Genomic DNA, 5,201 nt, shown 5'->3' on the forward strand with positions numbered 1-5,201 from the left:
TTCACGAGCCTTTAATGGCTGTGAGCCGTGTTATTTCGTGGTTTTATCCACTGATTCGACGGCAACGAATCGCACACCTCAAGAAAATAGAGCGAATTCACCAGAATCCGACGAAGCTGCGCTCGATAAATCAGCAAATCAGCCCGCCGTTCTTCTAAGCAGGATAACCCCGCAGCTTCGGCAATCTCTACAGAGCCTTCTAACTTCATCAACTCCGACAACAGCAGCGGTTCTTGGACTTGGTTGAACAACGCCAGGGGAAGCGCGCCCACTGGGATTTTACCCAAGTCGGTAAACTGATAAGTGCGATTGCCCTCTGATTCCAGCAATCCTTTCCACTGCCACCGCTCGTTTACCAAGTCTTTGGGAATGGCGTAATCCTTTGCGCCGTACTCTTGCCACAGCACCTTCAATTGTTCCAATTCCTCACCCTTGAGCTGAATGTTGAAATTGTCGTAGAGAGGCAGCGAGGGAAATGCTTTGGTTTTAATCCGCTGCGATACTGGGAAGCAAGTTTCCTCAGTGTGCGCGAAGTGATGTTCTTTCACCGAACCCTTTTTCGCTGTGAGGGAGCCTCCGCAGTAGAGACAAGCGAGGTTAGTTTTTCCGCGCACAACTTCATCAATGCTCGTCAGTTCGCCACTGGGAGCAACACCAAATTTTAGCCACATATGTATAAAAATTCTCTTCAAAGCAGGGTTTGAAAATGCACCCGCTTTTATTGACCAAAATTAATGGGATTCAAGCCCCGTCTTTCTAGGACGGCTTTTTCTTGATTTTCAAATTCCTAATTAACTCTCTTTGAACATCAGACTTAGTTCTGCCAACCGCCACACAATATTTTTCAAGTATCTCTAATTCAAAGTCTTCGAGCCTAAAATCTCATCGTTTTTTCATGGTTTTGTACGGATATATGGTGTACAATACTAGCATGAAATCACGCTACCAGTACCGAATTTATCCATCCGAGCAACAACGCAAAGACCTGGCAAGGGTATGAGGTTGTGTGAGAGTCGTATGGAACGACGCTCTGGCACTGTGTAAGAAATCGGATAAACTACCTAGCAATGAAGATTTGCAAAAAATATGCATTACTCAAGCCAAAAAGACCCAAGAGCGTGAGTAGTTGAGCGCGGTTTCTAATATCCCATTCTGGGGGGGTAACAACCAGCCTGAAACCCATACTTTGTAAGGATTGAGCCAATCCGCTGCTCAAAAAAGATAGGCAGCATAATTGTTAGACGCTTGCCTATCTCAAAAATAATGATACCAACATTCTACCTCATTCATTTAAAAAAACAACTAAGTTCAGCTCAATTTAAACTGATTGAAATCTTGCTACCCTTGATACAATCAGAAAAACAAGTGAGATTAGAACGGCTTTCCCGGGTATTTCCCTATCCAATTACAACAGAAAGTCGGCGTAGAAAACTACAAAGGTTTCTCGATTTGCCAAACTTAACTATTTCATTAATTTGGTTCCCATTAATTACTTATTGGTTGACAACTTATTGTCGTGTTGGTAGTCGTTTATCAATCGCAATTGACCGCAGCCAATGGGGGCGCATTAATCTTTTTATGGTTAGCCTAATCTGGGAAAAAAGAGCAATTCCATTATACTGGTCGCTGTTGCCAAAATTAGGAAACAGTAACTTGGAATCACAAATTACAAATTTAGAGCAAATTTTACCATTGTTTTCAGAATATAAAGTTATCGTTTTAGGAAACCGTGAATTTTGTGATGTTGATTTAGGGAACTGGCTTAAGTCAAAGGGTGTGTCGTTTTGCTTGAGACTCAAAAAGAATCATTGTATCGAAACGGAACATTTAGTTTGGCAACGGTTAGATCGATCAGGAATAGTACCAGGAACCTCTTTATATTTTCAAGGTAAAAGAGTGAGAAAAACTCAGCCTGCTACTGGATTTGATGTTGCTTGTAAGTGTCAAAGAAACTACGGGGCATGGAAGGTTGATGAAGCGTGGTTTATACTCACAGATTTAGGGTCATTGTCGGCAGCTATCGATGCTTACAAGCAACGGATGGGCATTGAAGAAATGTTTCGAGATTGTAAAACAGGAGGCTACGATCTGGAAGGAACTAGCTTAAAAGGAGACCGACTTATTAACATGATTCTGCTCATGACACTTGCGTACAGTTCAGCAATATTTCAAGGCACTGAATTGAAGAAAAAGCAGTTGCAAAAATATGTATCTTGTCGCAAAGAACCAAATAAAAAATATCGCAGACGGAGTACATTTGGTGTTGGATTAGATGGAGAAAAGTGGGTTAATTATCTAGAACAATATTCTGAGGAGGTGGAACAGTTAATGAAGTTAACTCCTTCTAAACGCCGCTTTTATCAACAAGGTATGCGGGCTGTAACCCTTATACAGTCTATCTCGTAGACCTCTTTGTCACCCCCCCAGATATCCCATTATAGCAATCTATTGCTGATTTAGGTGTAGCTTGGAACAACTTCTTCGCATCCATTCAGGAAAAAAAAAGGCAAAAAGGTTCACGGGGTGACAACGCCGTCAAAACGTCCGTATCATCAGGGACATAGCCCTCAAACCCCTCTGAAAAAATGGTAGCTTGTTCCGTCTTATTGCCATTAATTCCTCAATCATTTTTTCACAACATTCTCTGACTATTACCCAAGAATGACCATACAATCCCATCCAAAAACTACTATGTCGGCGTATAGTTCGCTTCGCTTCTTTGAGGCAGCCCACATATTTGTGAATACCGAGCTTTTGAATTTCTTTTCCTTGTAAAGTGGCGCAACTGTACGCTAAAGCTATCAATAAAATTAAAGTTTTCAAGCGCTCAGTAGAAGCGTGAGTTTTTTCAAGATTATACCCTCCTGTTTTACAATCAGAGAACATAGCTTCGATCCCACTCCGACATTTAAATGTGGCGACAGCTTCTTTCAGAGTTCCTGAATTTGTGAGCAGATACCAACCTTCGTCTTCCCCATGACCTCTATATCGACGCTGCCAATAACCTGCAATATCAAATAAGCCAAACCCTTTTTGCTTGGTGACTTGAACATCCTTTAAATAAAAGCTAGTACCGGGCATTAAACCTAAATTACTTAACCGTTTAAAATTTTATCCTTCTTCAATATATCGCCCCTTTTGTATTTTCAAAACAAACCTTACATTCTTTTCGTTTAACCATTTTGCAAGTTTGACGCTACCAAATTCGCGGTCTCCTATTAGCACTAATTTATCTTTGTTTAGTATCGGAAAAATAGGTATAATTAATTTTTTTTTCTCTCGGATATTACTGCACCCTTTTTGGGTAAAATTTGCCAGTACAATGGTAAAGCTCTTTGCTGCCAAATTAGGCAGATGAAAAATATATTTCGGTCACGCCACTGCGTCCTATCAATAGCAAGTATCAATTCTTTCTGTTTGTTGAATTGAGTCCAAAAGAAGTATTTAATCAGAGGGAACCACAGTTTTTCAATTTTGAGAGGAGGTAATTTCAAAAATCTTTGAATGGCGCGTCTTCTACTCTCAAATGTGATTGCGCACAGAGCATGACTGTTGCCAGGGATTCAATGCTTACTTGTTTATGTGCTTGCAGCAGAAAAACTAAAATTTGCAGAGTTAAGTATTCCGCTTGTTTTAGTTGTATGAGGAAACAATTTTGGTAAAATAGAGGTAACATTGTATATAGATGGGGTTGCTTATAAAAATTGACCCCATCTTTTTTTATCATAAATCGGTCTAACCTTTGTTAGCTATGGGTCAAGACGGGGTTGTCACCCCCTGAAGCAAAAAGGTTAATCCCCCTAAATTTAAGAAGCGGACAAACAGACAGTCAGCCCGTTTCCGAAAAGGGGGATTTAGCATCAAAGCTGCCAAGGTTTTCTTAGCCAAAATTGGGTGTATTAAGACTAAGTGGTCGCGACCTCTGCCGTCTGAATCAAGTTCAGTCACCGTTATTAAAGACACCGCAGGGCGTTACTTCCTTAGTTTTGTTGTTGAGGTGCAGCCCCAAACCAAGCTAGCTTCTAACCCAGCAGTGGGTATTGATTTGGGCATAAAAATTTTGGCGGCGCTCAGCACGGGAGAGCGAGTGGCAAGCCCCAGCTACTCAAAGTTAGACCGTAAAATTCGACGCTCTCAACGTAAGTTATCAGGACGCTCTAAAATATCAAAGCGGCGTGAACGGATGCGATTGAAGGTGGCGAAACTCAAAGCACAACTACGAGATATCCGCAAGGACTTTCTGCATAAACTATCGACTAAGGTGATAAACGAGAACCAAGTTATCGCCCTAGAAGATTTAAACGTCTCCGGACTCCTGAAAAACCGCAAATTATCAAGAGCAATCAGCTCCGCTGGATGGCGGGAATTCAGAACAATGTGTGAGTCTAAGTCGGAGAAATTTGGACGTGAGTTTGTTGTCATCAGCTTCCGGGGAACCAACCAGCCAAGTTTGTTCGGATTGTGGTTACCGCTGGGGCAAGTTAGACCTTTCGGTGAGAGAAATTGTCTGTATGAATTGCGGCACTCTTCACGACAGAGACGACAACGCCTCAAAAAATATAGAACAAGTCGGGGTAGGGCATATCCACAACTCAAAATGGGCAGTCCGGGAGTGTAAGACCTCAATTGAGGCAGTTCCCGATGAACTGTCAACCCGTCTAAAGTACGAACATTTAACTCTGTTCGACTGGTAGGGAATCACCGCGCCTTCAGGCCGGTGAGGATGTCAATATCTCGATCGCTCATTGTATCACTCTAGCAGTTTTCTGTTGCAGCTTCACCTTTTTACCAGCGAAGAGAAAAATTGGTGCAGCAAGGTTTTAACTTTCCGGTAGAATAGGGTGAGGGAAAGCAGTTCGTCCTCGCGTTGCTCGCTTGCTTTACTCTTCTGTCGCAATAAGCTTTGGCTGCTGCTAGTGCTGACGATTGCTTCGGAGTTCGCGGATTTCCTGTATTCTCCGAAGGACAAAAAGGATTATGGGAGCGGCCATCAAAATTTCCCGGCAATCTGTAATCATTGATAATCGCCCAGAAGTAAGAAGAGCCAACTCCACCGGGCGCAAACTGACTGAAACAATAAATTTCAATCGACTGGTCTTTGTAGGTTTCTTCGTAAACCAGGCTCATATAGCGATCGCAAATCATTCATAAATCGATCGAGGGTTCGATCGAGCAGTAGTTTCATGAGAATGTTGGCTCAA

General features: G+C 42.1%; 6 protein-coding genes and 2 pseudogenes. 4 read left to right on the forward strand and 4 right to left on the reverse strand.

All coding sequences use genetic code 11. The features are described 5' to 3' along the window. Positions 1-11 precede the first annotated feature (11 nt). Positions 12-671, reverse strand: a complete 660-nt coding sequence (locus tag QUB61_RS37620) for a hypothetical protein (protein WP_333136335.1) — start codon at positions 669-671, stop codon at positions 12-14. A 329-nt stretch (positions 672-1,000) separates the two neighbouring features. Here QUB61_RS37620 and QUB61_RS37625 point away from each other — a divergent pair. After that, a pseudogene (locus tag QUB61_RS37625) lies at positions 1,001-1,126 on the forward strand (helix-turn-helix domain-containing protein); the annotation flags it as partial. A gap of 137 nt (positions 1,127-1,263) precedes the next feature. Further along, positions 1,264-2,406, forward strand: coding sequence for an IS4 family transposase (locus tag QUB61_RS37630; RefSeq protein WP_333136333.1), 1,143 nt, complete (start codon positions 1,264-1,266; stop codon positions 2,404-2,406). A gap of 129 nt (positions 2,407-2,535) precedes the next feature. Here QUB61_RS37630 and QUB61_RS37635 read toward each other — a convergent pair whose 3' ends face one another. After that, entirely contained in the window at positions 2,536-3,081 is a 546-nt protein-coding gene (locus QUB61_RS37635; protein ID WP_333136331.1) for a hypothetical protein, read from the reverse strand. A 30-nt stretch (positions 3,082-3,111) separates the two neighbouring features. Next, on the reverse strand, positions 3,112-3,345 hold the full coding sequence (locus QUB61_RS37640; RefSeq protein WP_333136329.1) for a hypothetical protein: 234 nt from the start codon (positions 3,343-3,345) through the stop codon (positions 3,112-3,114). Positions 3,346-3,841: 496 nt separating this feature from the next. Between QUB61_RS37640 and QUB61_RS37645 the strand changes: the two are divergent. Beyond that, positions 3,842-4,378 (forward strand): annotated as a pseudogene (locus QUB61_RS37645) (RNA-guided endonuclease InsQ/TnpB family protein); the annotation flags it as partial. 28 nt (positions 4,379-4,406) lie between these two features. Then, complete coding sequence (locus QUB61_RS37650) at positions 4,407-4,694, forward strand: zinc ribbon domain-containing protein (RefSeq protein WP_445300331.1); 288 nt, start codon at positions 4,407-4,409, stop codon at positions 4,692-4,694. A gap of 91 nt (positions 4,695-4,785) precedes the next feature. Here QUB61_RS37650 and QUB61_RS37655 read toward each other — a convergent pair whose 3' ends face one another. Further along, on the reverse strand, positions 4,786-5,127 hold the full coding sequence (locus tag QUB61_RS37655; RefSeq protein ID WP_333136325.1) for a hypothetical protein: 342 nt from the start codon (positions 5,125-5,127) through the stop codon (positions 4,786-4,788). Positions 5,128-5,201: the final 74 nt, after the last annotated feature.

The sequence above is a fragment of the Microcoleus sp. C2D2 genome (assembly GCF_036702495.1).
In the GTDB taxonomy this organism is placed as follows: Bacteria; Cyanobacteriota; Cyanobacteriia; order Cyanobacteriales; family Microcoleaceae; genus Microcoleus.